Annotated in this window: 15 protein-coding genes and 1 other annotated feature; of the genes, 4 read left to right on the top strand and 11 right to left on the bottom strand. The window is 67.4% G+C overall.

Translation table 11 applies throughout. The annotated features are described in order from the left end of the window. Positions 1–17 precede the first annotated feature (17 nt). From G3A50_RS07630 to G3A50_RS07650, 5 genes are all read right to left on the bottom strand, one after another. Positions 18–1,307, bottom strand: a complete 1,290-nt coding sequence (locus G3A50_RS07630) for a TRAP transporter large permease (protein ID WP_163074685.1) — start codon at positions 1,305–1,307, stop codon at positions 18–20. Then, a complete protein-coding gene (locus G3A50_RS07635) occupies positions 1,304–1,795 on the bottom strand; it encodes a TRAP transporter small permease (protein WP_163074686.1) in 492 nt (163 codons plus the stop codon). Before G3A50_RS07635 ends, G3A50_RS07630 begins: the two co-directional genes overlap by 4 nt. Before the next feature lie 64 nt (positions 1,796–1,859). Next, positions 1,860–2,840, bottom strand: coding sequence for a C4-dicarboxylate TRAP transporter substrate-binding protein (locus G3A50_RS07640; RefSeq protein ID WP_163074687.1), 981 nt, complete (start codon positions 2,838–2,840; stop codon positions 1,860–1,862). A gap of 35 nt (positions 2,841–2,875) precedes the next feature. Beyond that, the gene (locus G3A50_RS07645; protein WP_246252404.1) at positions 2,876–4,147 is read right to left on the bottom strand and encodes an AGE family epimerase/isomerase; all 1,272 of its coding nucleotides are present in this window, start codon (positions 4,145–4,147) and stop codon (positions 2,876–2,878) included. Beyond that, positions 4,147–4,857, bottom strand: a complete 711-nt coding sequence (locus tag G3A50_RS07650; protein ID WP_246252223.1) for a GntR family transcriptional regulator — start codon at positions 4,855–4,857, stop codon at positions 4,147–4,149. The genes G3A50_RS07645 and G3A50_RS07650 overlap by 1 nt, the downstream gene beginning before the upstream one ends. Positions 4,858–4,965: 108 nt before the next feature. On the opposite strand from G3A50_RS07650, the gene uxuA reads away from it, so the two are divergent. Genes uxuA through G3A50_RS07665 form a run of 3 tightly spaced genes read left to right on the top strand, consistent with a single transcriptional unit; the run spans position 4,966 to position 8,620 of the window. After that, the gene (gene uxuA / locus G3A50_RS07655; RefSeq protein WP_163074689.1) at positions 4,966–6,198 is read left to right on the top strand and encodes a mannonate dehydratase; all 1,233 of its coding nucleotides are present in this window, start codon (positions 4,966–4,968) and stop codon (positions 6,196–6,198) included. Beyond that, a complete protein-coding gene (locus G3A50_RS07660; protein WP_163074690.1) occupies positions 6,195–7,679 on the top strand; it encodes a mannitol dehydrogenase family protein in 1,485 nt (494 codons plus the stop codon). Before uxuA ends, G3A50_RS07660 begins: the two co-directional genes overlap by 4 nt. Beyond that, positions 7,676–8,620 carry a sugar kinase gene (locus G3A50_RS07665; RefSeq protein ID WP_163074691.1) on the top strand — a complete coding sequence of 315 codons (945 nt, stop codon included), beginning with the start codon at positions 7,676–7,678 and terminating at the stop codon, positions 8,618–8,620. The genes G3A50_RS07660 and G3A50_RS07665 overlap by 4 nt, the downstream gene beginning before the upstream one ends. 15 nt (positions 8,621–8,635) lie before the next feature. Here the strand turns inward: G3A50_RS07665 and G3A50_RS07670 are convergent, their stop codons facing one another. From G3A50_RS07670 to G3A50_RS07685, 4 genes are all read right to left on the bottom strand, one after another. Beyond that, positions 8,636–9,871 (bottom strand): CaiB/BaiF CoA transferase family protein, encoded by a 1,236-nt coding sequence (locus tag G3A50_RS07670; protein WP_163074692.1) that lies wholly within the window; start codon positions 9,869–9,871, stop codon positions 8,636–8,638. Positions 9,872–9,977: 106 nt separating this feature from the next. Further along, entirely contained in the window at positions 9,978–11,459 is a 1,482-nt protein-coding gene (locus G3A50_RS07675) for a SulP family inorganic anion transporter (RefSeq protein WP_163074693.1), read from the bottom strand. Positions 11,460–11,523: 64 nt separating this feature from the next. Further along, positions 11,524–11,579 (bottom strand) — a sequence feature (sul1 is cis-regulatory element that is thought to sense ions involved in sulfur or methionine metabolism; They are found in Alphaproteobacteria). Positions 11,580–11,685: 106 nt separating this feature from the next. Continuing rightward, the gene (locus G3A50_RS07680) at positions 11,686–12,096 is read right to left on the bottom strand and encodes an ArsR/SmtB family transcription factor (protein ID WP_210255247.1); all 411 of its coding nucleotides are present in this window, start codon (positions 12,094–12,096) and stop codon (positions 11,686–11,688) included. A gap of 5 nt (positions 12,097–12,101) precedes the next feature. Then, positions 12,102–12,767 (bottom strand): peroxiredoxin, encoded by a 666-nt coding sequence (locus tag G3A50_RS07685; protein WP_163074694.1) that lies wholly within the window; start codon positions 12,765–12,767, stop codon positions 12,102–12,104. A gap of 255 nt (positions 12,768–13,022) precedes the next feature. Here G3A50_RS07685 and G3A50_RS07690 point away from each other — a divergent pair, with 255 nt between their 5' ends. Beyond that, positions 13,023–13,808, top strand: a complete 786-nt coding sequence (locus G3A50_RS07690) for a sulfite exporter TauE/SafE family protein (protein ID WP_163074695.1) — start codon at positions 13,023–13,025, stop codon at positions 13,806–13,808. Between the two features lie 19 nt (positions 13,809–13,827). Here the strand turns inward: G3A50_RS07690 and G3A50_RS07695 are convergent, their stop codons facing one another. Together G3A50_RS07695 and G3A50_RS07700 are read right to left on the bottom strand one after the other, a co-directional pair. Beyond that, entirely contained in the window at positions 13,828–16,455 is a 2,628-nt protein-coding gene (locus tag G3A50_RS07695; protein ID WP_163074696.1) for an AAA family ATPase, read from the bottom strand. Then, positions 16,452–17,582, bottom strand: a complete 1,131-nt coding sequence (locus tag G3A50_RS07700; protein ID WP_163074697.1) for a metallophosphoesterase family protein — start codon at positions 17,580–17,582, stop codon at positions 16,452–16,454. The genes G3A50_RS07695 and G3A50_RS07700 overlap by 4 nt, the downstream gene beginning before the upstream one ends. Positions 17,583–17,692 lie beyond the last annotated feature (110 nt).

A 17,692-nucleotide genomic window follows, 5' to 3' on the forward strand; every position in this document is an offset into this window, starting at 1 on the left:
GCCGACGGCGCGGGCCGTCAGCGCATCACGTAGTCGGGCAGAAAGAGAACGACCTGCGGGAACAGGATCATGATCACCACCACCGCCAGCACCGCCACGGCGAGCGGCACCATCTCCGCTGTGTAGTCCTTGTAGGAGCACCTCAGGATGCCGCAGACGGTGAACATCGACACGCCCACCGGCGGCGTCATGCCGCCGAAGGTGACCAGCGTCATCATCACCAGCCCGAAATGCACCGGGTCGATGCCCGCCGCGGTGATCACCGGCACCAGGATCGGCGTCAGCAGCATCACGATCACCGTCGCCTCGACCAGCATGCCGAAAACGAGCAGGAACCCGGCAATGACGAACAGCAGCACCGCCTGGCTGGAGAACAGGCCGAGCATCACTTCCGCAATGGTCTGGGGCACACGCTCGAAGGTGATGACATAGCCGAAGGCACCTGACAGCAGGATGATCAGCATGATCATGCCGATATCGCGCACGCTGGCGACCAGGGCGTGGATCAGCTTTTCGAACGTCAGCTCGCGATAGATGACCATGCCGACGAACAGGGCATAGGCCACGGCGAAGGCGCCGGCCTCGGAGGGGGTGAAGACGCCGAAGCGGATGCCGACCAGCAGCCACACCGGGAAGAGGATGGCCCAGAAGCCGGCCCGGAGACCCGTCGCCACCTCGCCGAAGGTCGGCCGGCGGTCGTTCTCGGGCTTGTAGTCCCGGCGCCGCGCCACCCAGGCGGTGGCCAGCATGAGCGCGATGGTCAGCAGCACGCCGGGCATGATGCCGGCCACGAACAGCCGTCCAATCGAGACCTCGCCGAGGAAGCCGTAGAGGATGAGGCCGAGGCTGGGCGGGATCGTCGCGGTGATCAGGCCGCCGATGGAGAGCAGCGCACCGGTGAAGCCCGGCGTATAGCCGCGCCGGATCATCGGCTCGCCCAGAACCCGCGACTGCATCGCGGCGTCGGCGACGGCGGAGCCGGAAATGCCGCCCATCAGCGCGCTCAGCACGAGGCTGGCCTGCGCAAGGCCGCCGCGCATCCAGCCGGCGAGCGTGGTGGCAAGGTCCGTCAGGCGGGGCGTGATACCCGAGCCGTTCATCAGATGCCCGACCAGGATGAACAGCGGGACCGAAAGCAGCGGAAAGGACTGGCTGGCGGCGACGATGCGCTGCACCGCCACCATGTCGGGCATGAAAGTGGAGGGCAGCAGGAAATAGGTCAGGCTGGCGATGCCGATGGCGAACGCCACCGGCGTGCCGATAACCATGAAGCCCAGCGCCAGAAGCAGGATCATCGCGGAGGTCACAGCGGGTACTCCTGGTCCGGGGCTTCCGGTTCGAGGCTGTAGAGCAGGCCATGGACGGCAAGGCGCCGCAGCAGCGACACGATCATCAGCACCGAGCCGACCGGCAGCGCCAGCGTCACCCAGGCGTAGCTCAGCCCCGACGTGCCCATGGGCCGGGCCCAGTTCGACATGGCGAGTTCGAATCCGAGGAAGGCGACATAGCCGAGGAAGGCGAGAATGCTGACCAGGCTGATCACGATCAGCACGCGCCGGTAGCGGGGCGCCAGCGCGTCGGGCAGCGCCGAGATGCGGATATGGTCGCCGCGCTTGATCGTCAGGTCCGCACCGAACATGCAGGTCCAGATCAGCAAGAGCTGGGCGATTTCCGGGCCCGCCGGCATGGGTATGCCGATGGAGCGGCCCACGGCCCCGACCAGCACGGCCAGGACCGTGCCGGCCAGGAACACCAGCGCCAGGACTTCTTCGGTACGATCGAAGATCTTCAGCATCTTCCCCTCCCCAATGGTGCGGCTGCACCATTGGCTGTCCGGTTGGGTGGTGTCGGGGAAACCCTTACTGGGCCGGCTTGATGTAGGGCTGGAGCGCGGCGCGCGCCTCTTCCAGACCCATCTGCTGGTAGACCACCGGGACGAGGGCGCGGAAGTCGTCGACATTCACCTCGTTCACGACGATGCCGCCTTCCTTCATCTTCTTCAGCACCTCTTCGCCCTTGGCGACGGTGTTGCGGGTGGCCTCGTCGCCGGCGGCGGCGAATTCCTCATTGACGATCTTGCGCAGGTTCTCCGGCAGCGACTGGTACCAGGCTTCCGACGTCAGCAGCCCGGTGAAAAGCTGCACGTGATTGGTGAAGGCAAGGTCGCTGGTCACTTCGTTGAGCTTGATGCCGTAAGCGCCGGTGAGCTGGGCCTCGGCGCCGTCAATGGCGCCGAGCTGCAGCGCCGAATAGACCTCGGACCAGGGCATCGGGACCGCCGTGGCACCCATCGCGTTGACGGTGGCCACCCAGCCGGGCGCATCGATGGTGCGCACGCGTACGCCCTTCAGGTCGGCGGGACTCTTCACCGCCTTCTTGGTGAACATCTGCCGCGTGCCCTGGAACCAGTTGTAGTTCATCAGCCTGAGGCCGGTGCTCTTGGCCATGTCCTCGACCCAACCGGCATAGACCGGCGAGGAAGTGATGGCCGCATACTGCTTGTAATCGTCGACCAGATAGGGCGCCGCGAGGATGCCGAGCTCCTTCTTGAAGGGAGCGAGGCGGCCGGCGTCGACTAGCACGGCGATGTTCGCGCCGTTGCGGATCTGCTCGATCACGTCGTTGTCGGAGCCCAGCTGCGAGCTCGGATAGATGGTGATCTTGACCTCGCCCTTGGTGCGCTCCTCGATCTTCTTCTTCGCGCTTTCCATGGCCAGGACCAGCGGGTCCTGCGAATTCTGCGAGGTCGAAAGGTTGAGCTTGTAGTCGGCAGCGGCCGTCCCGGCGATCAGGGTCGCCAGCGTCGCGGCCAGGCTCAGGGTCTTGATGCCTTGAAACATGGGATTTCCTCCATTGCTGTTTTCGACGGCGCGTCTCACGCGCCTTGTTCGACAGGCCAAAGCCCGAGGCGTTCCCCCTCCGTCACGAACAACGCCACATGGTAGAGAAGTCGGGTCAGGGCCTCCGGCTGAAGAACCTGAGCCTCTGCATCGAGCTGGTTGCACCACACCGGACGGCCGGCGAAGTAGCGCTCGAAGACGAGAACCGCGATCTGCCGCGCCAGGCGGGCCTGTTCAGGGTCGCCCGTCCGTTCGAAGCCCGCGACATGGGCCTTGGCGGCCTCTGTCTGCGGCCAGAGCAGGAAGGTCTCGGCCATTACGCCGCCCTCGGGCGTCACCACGTCATAGGCCGCCCCGCGCATTGGCCCGTAGGGGCAGAAGCCGAACCGCTGCGCGAACGACATCAGCCGGTCGGCGGTCTCCCGCACCGGCGTGGCACCGCCCAGCCGGGCATAGCGGTGAAGCAGCCAGGCCCATTCACACTGGTGGCCGATCTCGCGCGCCCGCCCGGCGCGCCCGGGTTCGGGCGACAGGTCGGGAGCGCGAAACTCCATGATGCTGCCGGTCGTGGCGTCGAAAAAATGCTCCAGCGCCAGAACCATCAGGGCATCCGCGCGGGCGAGCCAGTTCGCATCGCCGGTCATCTCGAAGGCCTGAAGGGCGGCCTCGAACATGTGCATGTGCGGGTTCTGCGCCCGCAGCGGCGCATCCGGAGCGCCCGCGTCGCATACGCTGTCATCCTCGATCAGCAGCCCGGTCGCCCGGTCCACCAGCCGCGTTTCGATGAACGACCAGCAGGCGTCCAGTGCCGCCGTGATCTCGGCGGACGGCGCGAGCCGCCCGAAGGTCGCCAGCGCCAGCACCATGAAGGACTGGTCATAGCTGCGCGAGACGCGATCCGCCGGCGCGCCTGTCGGCCGCCCGTCATGGGTCACGGCGCGCACATACCCGCCCGTGGCCGGGTCGCGCATATGATCGCGCAGGAAGCGATAGGCCGCGCGCGCGCCCTGCTCGAACAGCGCGCGGTGTTCGCCACACGCCTCGCCGAGCGCGAGATGGGACAGGGTGAACAGCGTGCGGGCCTGCGCCAGGCAGGTCTTGGGCGCGAGCACAAGCGTGCCGGCCCCGTTATCTGGAGAGAGACCATCGACGAAGCCGCCGGACGCCGGATCGGCCGCGTGCCGCACCCACCACGGCATCAGCTCCTGCCGGAACCAGCCCGCCCAGGCCTGCGCATCGCGATTCCCCGCCGGCGCGGCGGGCATGACGGCGCTATCGGTCTCGACGCGTGCCGCGTGCGCCCGCATCACGTCCCGCCCTCGACCGGCTCGTCGAAGAATTCCGGCTCGGTCCGCGCGATCAGCGGCAGGTCGGTCATGATCTCCTTGAGATGGCTGCGCATGGCCGCCTCGGCGGCACCGCCGTCACCGGCCTCGATGGCGTCGAGGATGGCGTTGTGCTGGTCGATAAGCCGTTCGCGCGGAAGCTGGCGCGCCGTGATGTAGCGCACGCGGTCCATCTGGGTCTTGAGCCCTTCGAGGATGTCCCAGACCGCGACCTGGCCCGCCGCCTCGGCGAGCGTGCGGTGGAAGGCCTCGTCGAGGCGCAGGAACACGCTGGGATCGGCATCCTGCGCGATCGCGCGCTGCTGCTCGATCAGTACGCGCAGCGCCCGCATGAAGTCGGTGTTGGGATGCTGCGCCACCTGGCGGGCGATGTCGGCCTCGACCGCCTCGCGGATGAACCGCGCCGTCATGACGGCGGGAACCGAGATCCGGCGCACATAGGTGCCGCGCTGCGGGCGCACTTCGACGAGCGATTCTTCGGCGAGCTTGATGAAGGCCTCGCGGACGGGCTGGCGGCTCACATTGTAGCCGACGGCGATTTCCGCTTCCGAGATGCGCGCGCCGGGAGGCAGGTCGCCGCGAATGATCCGCTCGCGCAGCAGCCGGTAGAGCTGCGGCCCCACGGCCACACCCATTTCCAGTCGCGTCGAGTGCTGCTGCCTTACGCTCATCCGTTCCTCCCGGAGGGGGATATAGCTACATACTTCCATACTAGTCAACAATACCGGAAGGTGATATTCCCCGGCGGGCAGTTCGACAGCTGAAGGGAAGTGCAGGCAATGCGGCAGACGTGGCGCTGGTTCGGGCCGAAGGATCTGGTGTCGGTCGACGACATGATGCAGGCGGGGGTCGAGGGTGTTGTGTCCGCCCTGCACCACGTGCCGACGGGCGCCGTGTGGACGCGCGAGGAGATCGCGCGCCGCCAGTCGCAGCTTGCGCAGATGAAGGACGGCGCGCCGTCCGGACTGCGCTGGGAAGTGGTCGAGAGCCTTCCCGTATCCGAGGACATCAAGAAGCAGAAGGGCGACTGGCGTGCCCATCTGGCGAACTACAAGACCTCGCTGCACGCACTGCGCGAGGCCGGCATCGAGGTGATCTGCTACAATTTCATGCCGGTGCTGGACTGGACCCGGACCGATCTGGCGTGGCGGCGGCCCAATGGCGCCACCTGCATGCGCTTCGACCTCGTCGACTTCGCCGCCTTCGACATCCACATCCTCGCCCGCCCCGGCGCCGCCGAGGATTTCCCGCCCGACGTGGTCGAGGACGCCGGCCGCCGCTTCGCGCGTATGGACGACGAGACCCGCGCCACCCTGGCCCGCAACGTGGTGTTCGGCCTGCCGGGCGCGGCGGAGAACTTCACGCTGGAGGATGTCCGCGCGCATCTTTCCGAATACGCGTCGATCTCGGCCGAGCAGCTGCGCACCCACCTGATCGATTTCCTGTCGGAAGTGGCTCCGCTGGCGCAGGAACTGGGCCTTCGCCTGTGCTGCCATCCCGACGACCCACCGTTCTCGCTGCTCGGCCTGCCCCGCGTCATGTCCACCGAGGCGGACTACCGAACGGTGATGGACGCGGTCGACCTTTCCGCCAACGGCATCACCCTGTGCTCGGGCTCGCTGGGGGCGCGGCCGGACAACGATCTTCCGGGCATGATGGAGCGGCTCGGCGAGCGGGTACATTTCCTGCACCTGCGCAATGTTCACCGTGAATCGGACACCGTGATGGGCAGCTTCTATGAGGCCGAGCATCTGGGCGGGGGCACCGACATGGTGGCGCTGATCGGCGCCGCTCTGAAGGAGGAGGCACGCCGCCGCAAGGCCGGGCGCGCCGATATCTCGATCCCGATGCGTCCCGACCACGGGCAGGACATCCTCGACGATCTCAATCGCAAGGGGCAGCCGGGCTATCCCGCCATCGGCCGGCTGAAGGGGCTCGCCGAGCTGCGCGGCATCATGGCGGCACTGTCCCATCCCGTCGCCGGCGCGGGCGCCGAGGCGCCCCGCTCATGAGCGCCCCGCGCCTGACAGACCTCTCTCTGCTGCACGGCGCCGCGCTCCGGCCGGGCTATGAGCCCGCCGCGCATGGCGTCGGCATCGTTCACATCGGCGCCGGCGCGTTTCACCGCGCCCATCAGGCCGCCTACACCGATGCCGCCCTCGCCCATGCCGGCGGCGACTGGCGGATCGCCGGCATCAGCCTGCGCAGCCGCGACGTCGCCGAGGCGCTCAACCTGCAGCACGGGCTTTACACCCTCCTGGAGCGCGGCGCCGACGGCACCACGGCCCGTGTCATCGGGTCGATCGCCCATATCCTTGCCGACGATCCCGCCGCGACGCTTGAGGCGCTGTGTGATCCGGCGGTGAAGCTCGTCACCCTCACCGTGACCGAAAAGGGCTACGGCATCGACCGCACCGCGCGTGCGCCCGATCGCACCCATACGGCCGTGGCGGCCGACCTCGCCAACCCCGCCGCGCCGTCCGGCGTGCTGGGTCTTCTGGTGGCGGCGCTGAGCCGGCGGCGCAAGGCCGGCACCGCGCCCTTCACCGTGCTGTGCTGCGACAACCTTCCTGAAAACGGCGCACTGCTGCGCGACGGTGTCGTCGGCTTTGCCCGCTTGGTCGCGCCGGCTCTGGCCGTGCCCGATCTCGCGGAATGGATCGGCGAACACGTCGCCTTCCCTTCCTGCATGGTCGATCGCATCACCCCCGCCGCGACACCGGACACGCGAGCCGAGGCCGAGCGCCTGACCGGCTGCACCGACCTTGGCGCGATCGAAACCGAGCCCTTCCACCAATGGGTGATCGAGGACCATTTCCCCACCGGCCGGCCGCAATGGGAAGCCGGCGGGGCGCTGTTCGTGCCGGATGTGACGCCCTATGAGCGCATGAAGCTGACCATGCTCAATGGCAGCCATTCCATGCTCGCCTATGCCGGCTTCCTCGCCGGCCATCGCTATGTGCGCGAGGTCATGGCTGACCCCGATCTTGCCCTGCTGGTGCGGCGTCATCTCGCCGCCGCCGCGGCCGTGCTGCCGGCGCTGGAAGGCATCGATCTTGGCGCCTATGGGGAAGCGCTGGCCGAGCGCTTCGCCAATCCCGCGATTGCGCACGAGACTTACCAGATCGCCATGGACGGAACGGAGAAGCTGCCACAGCGCCTGCTCCATCCGGCCGTCAGCGCCCTGAAGGCCGGCCAACCCCTGCGCCCCTTCGCCTTCGCGGTCGCGGCGTGGATGCGCTACTGCCTCGGCGAGAGCGATGGCGGCGCCTCCTACGCGCTGCGCGACCCGCGCGAGGCTGAAATCAGGGCCGTGCTGACCGGGCACGCGCGCGATGCCGGCGCGATCTCGCTGGCGCTGCAGGCGCTGCCGGGCCTGTTCCCGGAAGCGCTGCGCACATCGCCGCTGTGGCGTGCCGAGGTCGAGGACGCGCTCGCCGGCATGATCGCGAACGGCATGGCCGAGGCGGTTGTCCGGGAGCGCTCTCGATGAGCGGCCGGCTCTTTCTTTCCATCGGCGAGGCGATGGTGGAGCTGTCGCAGCACGAGGGCGCGCTGTGGCGCATGGGATTTGCCGGCGACACGCTGAATACCGCCTGGTACATGCGCGCCTGTCTCGATCAGGACACCGTCGCCGGCGGCTGGCGCGTCGCGTATTTCTCCCGGCTCGGCGCCGACCCGTTCTCCGAACGCATGATCCGCTTTCTCGACGCCAACCGGATCGAGACCGGGTACATCGGGCGCGATCCCCAGCGCAATGTCGGCCTCTACTCCATCGAGCTGCACGAGGGCGAGCGCAGCTTCTCCTACTGGCGCGGCCAGTCGGCGGCGCGCCTTCTCGCCGATGACGAGGCCGCGCTTGCCAGCGCCATCGCGCAGGCCGATGCGGTCTATTTCTCCGGCGTCACGCTGGCGATACTCGCCCCCGACCGCCGTGCCTTCCTGCTGGAATGTGTCGCGCAGACACGCGCGGCGGGAAAGATGACCGCCTTCGACCCCAATCTGCGTCCGCAACTGTGGGAGAGCGCCGACGCCATGCGCGAATGGCTGCGCCGGGCGGCGGGGGTCGCCACGATCGCGCTTCCCAGTTTCGATGACGAGGCGACATGGTTCGGCGATGCCGACATCCTCGCCTGCGCCCGCCGCTGGCGGGAGGATGGGGCGGGCGAAGTCGTGGTGAAGAATGGCGGCGGCACGCTGGCGCTGCTTGCCGGGTCGGGTGAGATCGAAACCCAGGAATGCACGCGCGTGGTGCCGGTCGACAGCACCGGGGCGGGCGATTCCTTCAATGGCGGCTACCTCGCTGCGCGTCTGCGGGGCCTCGCCCCCTCCCGCGCGGCCCGCTGCGCCCACGACCTCGCCATGCGGGTCGTCGGCGCCCGCGGCGCGTTGCTGCCCATGGCGGATTTGAGTGCGGAACCGGCCCTGCGCTGAAGCAGGGTGCGCCGTTCAGATCACGCCCGCGCCCCGAAGCCTTGCCCGCTCGTCGTCTCCTAGGCCGAGGATATCCGTCAGCACCCGGTCGGTGTCCTGTCCGAGCACTGGTGGGGCGAGCCCCTCCCCGGTCGGGGATTCGCTCAGCCGCAGCGGGCTGCGCACGCCCGGTGCCACGCCGCCCAGCGCATGGGGCAGCGCCTGCGCCAGTCCGCGCGCCAGCGCCTGCGGCTCGGCGAAGGCCTGCGCGATGGTGTTGATCGGCCCCGCCGGAATCCCCGCCGCGTCGAGCATGGCCAGCCATTCACCCGTGGTCTGCCGCTTCAGGGCGGCCCCGAGCATCGGGATGAGCGCGTCGCGATGGGCCACGCGCGCGGCATTGGTCGTGAACCGCTCGTCACTCGCCAGCTCGGACAGATCGGCGAGGCGGCAGAAGCGGGCAAACTGGCCGTCATTGCCCACCGCGAGAATGAGATGCCCGTCCGCGGTCTCGAACACCTGATAGGGCACGATGTTGGGGTGGGCATTGCCAAGCCGGCGCGGCGCCGTGCCTCCCACCAGGAAATTGAGCGCCTGATTGGCAAGGCTCGCCATCGCCACGTCGAACAGCGCGACGTCGATCGTCTGGCCCCGGCCGGTGCGGTGGCGCTGCTCCAGCGCGGCGAGAATGGCGATCGCCGCGTTCAGGCCCGTCAGCACGTCCACCAGCGCAACGCCGATCTTCTGCGGCTCGTCCTGCGGGCCGCCCGTCACCGACATCAGGCCCGACATGCCCTGGATCATGAAATCATAACCGGCCCGCCCGGCTTCCGGCCCGTCCTGCCCGAAGCCGGTGATCGAGCAATAGATGAGGCGCGGGTTCAGCGCGGTCAGGCTCTCGGCGTCGAGCCCGTAGCGCTTGAGGCCGCCGACCTTGAAGTTCTCGATCACCACGTCGCTCGCCTGCGCAAGCTGGCGGATCAGCGCCTGCCCCTCCGGCTGCGCCATGTCGATGGTGACGGAGTGCTTGTTGCGGTTGGCGGCGAGGAAATAGGCGCTCTCGCGCGTCTGTTCGCCCGCCCCGTCGCTGAGCCAGGGCGGCCCCCAGCCCCGCGTGTCGTCGCCGGTTCCGGGCTTCTCGATCTTGATCACCTCGGCACCGAGATCGCCGAGGGTCTGCGTCGCCCAGGGCCCCGCCAGCACGCGGGAAAGGTCCAGTACCCGGATCCCGGAAAGGGCCCGTCCCGGCGCGCCCGCCTCATTCTCGCTCATCGAAGGTCTGCTCTTCCCGTCCTGCGCGCCCTTTGGCGCTTCGCGTCCTGCTTAGCGCAGCCGGGCGGCTTTCGAACCTCGTCCCTTCGTCGGAGACGGTGTCGCCTCAGTGCGGCGACACCTCCAACAGGCCATCCTTGTCATGCTCGGCGAAGCGGTCGACCATGGTCGCACTGGCCTCGTTGAGCCCAAGCACCGACACATCGGCGCCGGCCTTGCGCAGCTTGATCACCGCCTTGTCCAACGCGCCGATCGAGGTGATGTCCCAGAAATGGGCATGGGTCACGTCGATCACCACTTCGCGCGCGGGCTGGTCGAAATCGAATCCGCGCAGGAACACCTCGGCCGAGGCGAAGAAGATCTGCCCGGTGATGGTGTAGACCACGCGCCCGCGCGCCTCGTCGGAACTCACCGACACATGAACCAGCTGCGCCACCTTGCCGGCGAAGAACACGCCCGAGAGCAGCACGCCCACCAGCACGCCGACCGCCAGGTCATGGGTCGCCACCACGGTGATGACCGTCGCCAGCATCACCACGGAGGACGAGCGCGGATTGGTCCGCAGGTCGAGAATGGAGCGCCAGGAGAACGTGCCGATCGAGACCATGATCATCACCGCCACCAGCGCCGCCATCGGGATGATGCGCACCACGTCGTCCAGCACGAGGATGAGGAACAGCAGGAACGCGCCGGCGATGAAGGTGGAGAGCCGCCCGCGCCCGCCGGAGGTGACGTTGATCACCGACTGGCCGATCATCGCGCAGCCGCCCATGCCCCCGATCAGCGCGGAGGCGATGTTGCTGGCGCCCTGCCCGACGCATTCCTGGCTCTTGTTGCTCAGGGTGTCGGTCATGTCGTCGACGATCTGCGCGGTCAGCAGCGATTCCAGCAGGCCCACTGCCGCCAGGGTCAGCGAATAGGGCAGGATGATCTGCAGCGTCTCAAGGTTCAGCGGCACATCCGGCAGCGCGAAGAACGGCAGGCTGGAGGGCAGCTCGCCCAGATCACCCACCGTGCGCAGGTCCATCCCGCTCCACCAGGCGAAGACCGTGAGCACGGCAATCGCGACCAGCGGCGACGGCACCGCCCGCGTCAGGCGCGGGAACAGGTAGATGATCGCCAGCCCCGCCGCGACCATGGCATAGGTCTGGACCGGCACATGGATCAGCTCGGGCAGCTGCGCCATGAAAATGAGAATGGCGAGCGCGTTGACGAAGCCGGTAATCACCGAGCGCGAGATGAAGCGCATCAGCCGGCCGACCTTGAGCGCGCCGGCAATGAGCTGGATCACGCCCATCAGGATGGTGGCGGCGAACAGATATTGCAGGCCGTGGTCGCGCACCAGCGAGACCATCACCACGGCGGTCGCGGCGGTCGCGGCTGAAATCATGCCAGGCCGCCCGCCCACGAAGGCCGAGACGCAGGCGATGGCGAAGGAGGCGAAAAGCCCCACCTTGGGGTCGACCCCCGCGATCACCGAAAAGCCGATGGCTTCGGGAATCAGCGCGAGTGCGACGACGATGCCGGCGAGCACGTCGCCACGAATATTGAAGAACCAATCGCGGAAGTAGCGTGAAGTTGCTGTCATTAAGTGTTTTCTGCGCAAAGAGCGACCAGCCGCGAAAAAGCGGTGGCAAGGAGCGCTGCATATGCGTTGTCCGGCGGATCGGCGGCCGGAAGAGCCACCCGGAATTACACCGGGTCCAGATGAGTATCCCCGAGCTATATCAGCTTTTGCTGCGACGCAATACGCCGGAGGCATTCCCGCCGCGGCAGATCATCCCGGACGATGGCGCCGGCAGGGCGCGCGCCCGCTAGCGCGCGCCCTGCCGATCGCGCACGATGCTGGCAAAGACCGCCGCCCCCTTTTGCGGAGCGGGTTTCGGGGCAGCCGAGATGATCGCTGGCGCGGCGGCCGGCGCAGCAGCAATGTCGGAACCGGCCCCGAACTGCATTTCGATGCTGCGCACGCAATGGCCCACCGTGGCGTCGGCAAGGCGGTAGAACACCTGCCGGGACTGGCGGCGCGTGGCCACCAGCCCGGCGCGGCGCAGCGCGGCGAGCTGCTGGCTCAGCGCCGGCTGGCCGATGCCGGCCACCGCATCGATCTCGCCGACCGTCTTCTCGCCATCCTGCAGATGAGAAAGGATCATCAGCCGCTGTGGCTGGCTGTAGACCCTGAGCCGCTCAACGGCCTGCTCCGCCTGTTCCCGCGTCAGCGCCATGGCGGTCAGCTTTCCTCGCTGGTGCGGCAGAACCAGTCGGCCGCCGGCTCGAAGAGCCCCTGCTCGCCGCTCAGCGGTCGCAGCACCGGGCCGCCGGGAACCCAGCCCTCCGGCGTGAACACGTCGCCCGCCTCCACCCTCTTGAGCGCCGCCGCAAGGCGCAGCATCTCCTCGGCGGAGCGGCCCACCGACATCGGGTACCAGTTCATCGCGCGGATGATGCCTTCCGGATCGATGAAATAGCTCGCCCGAACGGTCGAGGAATCCCGCGCGCCCTCGTCCATCATGCCATAGGCGCGTCCGATCGCCATGGAAGGGTCCTCGATGACCGGAAACGGCACATCGACGCCGAACGTGGCGCGGATCGCCCGCATCCAGGCGACGTGGGAATAGAGGCTGTCCACCGAAAGACCGAGCAGGGCGCAGCCGATCTGCTCGAAGCGCGGCGCCAGCCGGGCCAGCGCAATGAACTCGCTAGTGCACACCGGGGTGAAGTCGGCCGGGTGGGAGAACAGCACCACCCACCGCCCACGATAATCGGCGAGTTCGACCGGCCCACGGGTCGAACGGGCGCTGAACAGCGGCGCCCGATCGCCAATCCTCAGCGGACGGGCCTCACCCGGCAGATCAGCAGTTGCGGGGTCGGTCGCGGAAGCGTGTTCGGTTGCCATGTGTCTCAGGTGCCCCGGGCCATTGCGTAGAACCATTTCACTCTATATTTACATACTATATGAAACTATGAAATTGAAGATTGGGAAAGAGAAAGTCAATGTCCGGTCCACTTCGCCGGCATGTCAGCGGGCCGGGCCCGGCACGGCAGATGCCGCCCGGCGCCAACGGATGCCGGCAGTTCCCGCGCCGCCAGATAGCGCATCCCAAGGCGGAGCACGCCCGGCTGCTGCGCCATGGGCAAGCGAGGCACCACGATGCTTGAACCCGTGCAATACGCGCTCGGCGGCGGCGCCGGCGTTCTGGTTGGCTTCACACTTGGCCTTGTCGGCGGCGGCGGCTCGATTCTCGCCGTTCCGCTGATTGTATACCTGGTCGGCGTGAGCAATCCCCATGTGGCCATCGGCACCAGCGCCTTTGCTGTCGCCGTCAACGCGGCCGTCGGGCTGCTCAGCCATGCGCGGGCCGGCACGGTGAAGTGGCGCTGCGGGGGCATGTATGCCACCGCCGGCATTCTTGGTGCCCTCATGGGCTCCACCTTCGGCAAGCTCATCGACGGTCAGAAGCTGCTCTTCCTGTTCGCCCTGCTGATGCTGGGCGTGGGCGTGCTGATGTTGCGCGGGCGCGGCAATCCGGGCGAACCGGGCGCGGAGTGCAATCGCGCCAAGGCACCCAAGGTCCTCGGCTTTGGCCTCGCCACCGGTGTCGTCTCCGGCTTCTTCGGCATTGGCGGCGGATTCCTCATCGTTCCCGGGCTCATCGGCTCGACAGGAATGCCCATTCTCAACGCGATCGGCACCTCGCTGGTAGCGGTTGCCGCCTTCGGGCTAACAACGGCCTTCAACTACGCGCTGTCGGGCTATGTCGAATGGGGCCTTGCGCTCGTCTTCATCCTTGGCGGCGCCATGGGAAGCTACGCCGGCATGCGGGCGGCCCAGCATCTTTCCAACCGTTCGGGACAGCTCGCCACCGTGTTCGCGGCCATCATCTTTATCGTGGCGTCCTACATGCTGTTTCGCAGCGCGTCGGCGCTTCTGGCCTGATGCTCACGCCGAAGCGGGCTCAGCCGAGGGTGGGCTCCCAGTCGGTCATGTGCAGCACATTCCCGCCCAGCCTGGCAAAGGCCCGCTGCCGGCAAGAGAAAACGATGATCTGCTGGCTCAGCGCCTGGCGATGCAGCGCATTGAACATGCGCTCGATGCGGTCGTCGTCCGAATAGACCAGGGCATCGTCGAGGATCACCGGCGCGGGTCTGCCATCCTGCGCCAGCAGCCGCGCGAAGGCGAGCCGGGTCAGCACGGAGAGCTGCTCGCGCATGCCCCCGCTCAGACGGTCGACTTCCTCGTCCTGCCCGTTGCGGCGGATGGTCTGCGGCAGCAGGGTCTTCTCGTCGAACACGATCGAGATGTCGTCGAACAGCAGGTGGAGCAGCGGGCGCAGTTCGGCCAGCACCGGCTGGAGATAGAGATCGCGCGCCGCCGAGCGCGACGCCTGCAGCGCCTCTCGCAACCGGCCGAGAACGGCAACCTCGGTTTCGAAGGCGCTCACCCGCGACGCCGCGGCCTCACGCGCCTCACGCGCCTCACGCCACGCTTCCTCAACCGCATCGTCCGCTCGTGTTCGGATCTGGCCGGTGAGACCGGCAAGGGTCACGCGCAGCTGCGCCTCCTGCCGGTTCGCCGCCTCGTCGACCGATTTCACCCGGCGCAGCACCGCCTCCGCCGTCACCAGATCGGGCGCCCGCGCCTCCAGCACCTGGGAGCGCGTCTCGCGGCTGCGCAGTTCCGCCTCCATCTCCGCGAACGCCGCCGCAAGGCCCGCCTCGCGAGTCTGGCGTTCCCCCTCCGGCCCCAGGCTCGCCTCCAGTCGGCTCAGTTCGCTCTCGATCGCAGCCAGGCTGGCTTGCGCGCTCATCAATGCGTCGATGGCCCGCTCGCGCTCCGGCTGGGCCTCGTGGGCACGGTTGCGCGCCGCGCCGACACGCTGCGCGGCGCGGGCGAGCAACTCCCGCACCTCCTGAGGGTCTCCGGTCAGTTCGAGCAGCGCTTCGGGGAGTGCCGCGCGCCGCGAAATCTCCTCGCGCAGCGCCTTAAGTCCTTCGGGTACAAGATGTTTCTTCTCGAAACGCAGCTGATCGAGTTCGGCAGCCTTGGCGGTCGCGGCCTCCTGCCGGCGATGGGCGTCATCGAGGCTGGAGACACCGATTTCCGCCAGCAGGGTGGCGCGTGCCTGCTCAGCCCGCTTCAGCGCACCGTCGGCATCCACCGGTCGGTTGGCGTGAACGGAGAGCGTCCCGATCCCCGGCAGATCAAGCCGCGCCACATCGCGCACCATGCGTTCATCGCCGTCGGGCCACTCCTGGCCGTCAATGATCACGCGCGTTTGGCTACCCGGCGCATAGGCGATGCGAAGTGACGGGCGCCCGGCCTCCTCGGCTGCCCGAAGCCGCGCGATGTCGAGTTCCAGGGCCTGCAAACGCTTGATGCTGCCCGCAGGCAACGTGATCGACGCCAATTCGGCCTCGCACTCTTCCTCGCGCGTGCGGATCGCCTCGGCGCGCTCCAGCCGCTGTCGGAGGGCATCAAGCTCAAGTGCGGCCTGCCGGGCCTTCTGGGCCGCATCGAGCGCGCTCAAAAGCTCGCCCGCACGGCGTTCCTCGCTCTCGGCGGCTTCAACCTCGGCCCGAGCCTCCTCCACCGCGCGCGAGGCCGCGTTGCGCCGATGCTGCGTCGCGTCCCGCCGCTCACGCGCCGTCTCACGCTCTTGTTGGAGAACCGTAACCCGTTCCAATGCCTCGCGAAACGCCCTGAAATCGCGCCCGGCGGCCTCGAAGCGACTTCGGGCAAGGGCGGTCTCCGCCCTCGCCGCCTTCAGCGATTCCGCATGGTTCTTTGCCACCTCGAAAGCCGCTTCCGCCTCGGCAATCGCGGACCGGCGGGCGGTCTTATCATCGGCATTCTCGCATTCGGTCAGCCGCTTCAGGACACCTGTTCGCTGGTCAAGCGCTTCGCGTAGGGCATCGACCTCGGCCTTCAGGCGCACCTCTTCCCCGGTGAAACGCTCCAGTTCCTCAATCGCAGCCGCATAGGGCCCGCCGGCTTTGGGCTTTCCGGTAGCCGTGACCAATGCACCCAGCTCAGCATTGCAGGCCTCGATGATCTGCGACATGCGCCGCCCGCCAGTAATCGCCTCGACCTCGCCCTGAACGGAGGTGAGGAGGCTCTCGCGGACCTGCCGCTCGTCCTCATCCTCCTTTCTTTTTTCCAGCCCCGTATTCCCCTGCCGCACCCACAGCAATCCGGCGGGTCCAGCCGTCCCGCCGCGAATGAGGCCAGCGATGAAGCGCTCGGCCTCATCAGCCTGGGCAACGAGACGCCCTGTACCAAGATCCGTCACCGTCGCACGCCTTCCGCCGATGAACTGCTTGGTCAAGCGAAAGCGGCCTTCGGGAACGAGGATGTCCGCCTCAACCAACGGATTTCCGCCGCTATAGGGCTGCAGCCGTCGCACATCACGCGGCAGGCCCATATGTGACTGAAAGAACAAGGCATGTAGCGCGTCGAAACTCGTCGATTTGCCATGCTCGTTGGCGGCGCACAGAACGTTTACGCCGTCGCCGATTCCTTCAATCGCCACGCCGCGTCGGGCGAAGCGCTTCACATTATAGAGCCTGAGCGCGGCTATCTTCATGAGGCGACGTGTTGGGCATAGGAGAACAGCCGCATCAATGCGGCGCGTGCAACGTCTCGCTCGGCGAGAGATCTGGCAGGGTCGAGACTTTCCGCGCGCAACGCCTCGGCCGCCTCGCGCAAGGCGCCGGCTCGGTCGATCAGGTCAAGATCCTCGCTCTCGCAATTCGTCGCAAGTGCTGCATCATCAAGTTCGAGATAAGCGAACTCGGGCGTCGCCCGCGCGATCGCATCCATCAGCATGATGCGGGCCGAAAGGCTCGCCCGGCCAAAGGCGGCGACGCGCATAAGCGTCTGCCGGCGCGCCGGCCCCGCTGGCAACAGTTCCTCGAGCCTCCGCGTGGCATCGTCCTGGGACAACAGGTCAATCCGAACCGTACGCCACGCGAAGCTCCCGGTCTCCACAGGTGTCACCTCTGGCACGGCACCTGCTGCGTCGATGCAGACCACCAGAGCCTGACCAGGCCTATCGTGCTTGAAGCGATCGGGCTCGGGTGTTCCACTGTAATATGTACGCGCGTCAACCTTCATCGCGCCGTGCCAATCGCCCAGCGCCAGATAGTCGATGCCCGACCGACGCGCGCGATCGGGCGGAACCACATCGGCGACCGTACCGTCCTCAGAAAAATCGCGGATGGCACCATGGGCCAGACCTATGCGGATAGTACCCGAGGGTGTTGCCGCCTCATCCATCCATCCTGTCAGGTCACGGCCGGGGCGCCGCGTCGTGCACGGCGCCGGCAAGAGCATGACACCGGGAGCGATAGGCATAGCAACTGGCTCAATCGCCAGGGCGACATTCTCGGGTGCGTCTGAACGCAGTGAATTCCAGAGCTGTGATGCCTGAAGCGAATCGTGGTTTCCCGGCAAGATCACCCATCGGAGAGAACCATGGTGGCCCATTTCCGACAAGGCCTGGCGGCGAACATCAGCGGCGGGTGTTTCAGTATCAAAAGTGTCACCTGCCAGCAGGATTGTCGTCGCGCCATTCGTGCGCGCTTGCATGGCTAGTCGCCCGAGCGCCCCATGGCGCGCCTCGCGCAAACGCCCGCGCAACTCCTCGGCTATGTTTCCGAAGCGCTTTCCCAAATGAAGGTCGCTAGAGTGGATGAAACGAAACGCGGTCATCGGCACACTCTCACGGTCCTAATTGCACTGCTCAGAACTTGAATGTCGCAACACCAATGGGAGGTGAGCGCGGCCGAGACCTGGCAAGACGGACAACTCAGGAACTTCTC

Origin of the sequence: Ancylobacter pratisalsi (genome assembly GCF_010669125.1) — a bacterium.
In the GTDB taxonomy this organism is placed as follows: Bacteria; Pseudomonadota; Alphaproteobacteria; order Rhizobiales; family Xanthobacteraceae; genus Ancylobacter; species Ancylobacter pratisalsi.

What these genes read in the sequence shown, in the direction of transcription:
- G3A50_RS07635 (WP_163074686.1), bottom strand. Translation starts at nt 1,795, where the DNA reads ATGCTGAAGATCTTCGATCGTACCGAAGAAGTCCTGGCGCTGGTGTTC.
- G3A50_RS07640 (WP_163074687.1), bottom strand. Translation starts at nt 2,840, where the DNA reads ATGTTTCAAGGCATCAAGACCCTGAGCCTGGCCGCGACGCTGGCGACC.
- G3A50_RS07645 (WP_246252404.1), bottom strand. Translation starts at nt 4,147, where the DNA reads ATGCGGGCGCACGCGGCACGCGTCGAGACCGATAGCGCCGTCATGCCC.
- G3A50_RS07650 (WP_246252223.1), bottom strand. Translation starts at nt 4,857, where the DNA reads ATGAGCGTAAGGCAGCAGCACTCGACGCGACTGGAAATGGGTGTGGCC.
- uxuA (WP_163074689.1), top strand. Translation starts at nt 4,966, where the DNA reads ATGCGGCAGACGTGGCGCTGGTTCGGGCCGAAGGATCTGGTGTCGGTC.
- G3A50_RS07660 (WP_163074690.1), top strand. Translation starts at nt 6,195, where the DNA reads ATGAGCGCCCCGCGCCTGACAGACCTCTCTCTGCTGCACGGCGCCGCG.
- G3A50_RS07665 (WP_163074691.1), top strand. Translation starts at nt 7,676, where the DNA reads ATGAGCGGCCGGCTCTTTCTTTCCATCGGCGAGGCGATGGTGGAGCTG.
- G3A50_RS07670 (WP_163074692.1), bottom strand. Translation starts at nt 9,871, where the DNA reads ATGAGCGAGAATGAGGCGGGCGCGCCGGGACGGGCCCTTTCCGGGATC.
- G3A50_RS07675 (WP_163074693.1), bottom strand. Translation starts at nt 11,459, where the DNA reads ATGACAGCAACTTCACGCTACTTCCGCGATTGGTTCTTCAATATTCGT.
- G3A50_RS07680 (WP_210255247.1), bottom strand. Translation starts at nt 12,096, where the DNA reads ATGGCGCTGACGCGGGAACAGGCGGAGCAGGCCGTTGAGCGGCTCAGG.
- G3A50_RS07685 (WP_163074694.1), bottom strand. Translation starts at nt 12,767, where the DNA reads ATGGCAACCGAACACGCTTCCGCGACCGACCCCGCAACTGCTGATCTG.
- G3A50_RS07690 (WP_163074695.1), top strand. Translation starts at nt 13,023, where the DNA reads ATGCTTGAACCCGTGCAATACGCGCTCGGCGGCGGCGCCGGCGTTCTG.
- G3A50_RS07695 (WP_163074696.1), bottom strand. Translation starts at nt 16,455, where the DNA reads ATGAAGATAGCCGCGCTCAGGCTCTATAATGTGAAGCGCTTCGCCCGA.
- G3A50_RS07700 (WP_163074697.1), bottom strand. Translation starts at nt 17,582, where the DNA reads ATGACCGCGTTTCGTTTCATCCACTCTAGCGACCTTCATTTGGGAAAG.